Source organism: Streptomyces callyspongiae (assembly GCF_047200695.1).
Taxonomy (GTDB): Bacteria; Actinomycetota; Actinomycetes; order Streptomycetales; family Streptomycetaceae; genus Streptomyces.
Window position 1 is genome coordinate 1 of sequence record NZ_JBJZOM010000051.1, and the last position, 698, is coordinate 698.

Annotated in this window: 1 protein-coding gene; it reads right to left on the bottom strand. The window is 69.6% G+C overall.

The window, feature by feature from the left end:
- Positions 1-698 (bottom strand): condensation domain-containing protein (locus ACL06G_RS21470; RefSeq protein WP_412788165.1); only part of this gene is annotated, 698 nt, incomplete at both ends.

Genomic DNA, 698 nt, shown 5'->3' on the forward strand with positions numbered 1-698 from the left:
TCGAATTGGCCGAGGTAGTTGAAGCTGATCTGCGCCGGGGCGGAACCGGTCAGTTCGGTCTCGACCGGACCGTGCGCCAGCAGACCGAACCCGATCCCGTGCCGCGGCCGCTCCCGCAGCATCTCCTTGACCCGCTTCAGCCCCTCACCCAGCGCCGACACCTCCGGCACCGGCAACCGCAGCGGCGAGATCGTGGTGAACCAGCCCGCCGTCCGCGACACATCCACATCGCCGAACAGCTCCTCACGGCCGTGCCCCTCCAGATCCACCCGGACCCGGTCCGACCCCGTCCACTCACCGACCGCCGACGCCACCGCCGTCAACAGCACATCGTTCACCCGCGTACGGAACGCCGCCGGAAGATCCCGCAGCAGCCCGCGGACCTCCTCCTCACCGAGCACCGCCTCGTACACCCGGCTCCCCGCAACGGTGTTCCCACCCTCACCGGAACCGTCCAACGGCACCTCACCGGCAGGACGCACCTGCTCACGCCAGTACGCCAGCTCCCCCAGCGTCTCCTCGCCCGACGCCTCCTCACGCAACCGCCCGGCCCACTGCTGCCACGCACTCGACTTCGGCGGCAGCACCAACTCCTCGCCACGGGACACCTGCCCCACCAGCGCGTCCAGATCCTCCAGCACCACACGCCACGACACGACATCCACCACCAGGTGGTGCACCACCAGCAACAACCGGTG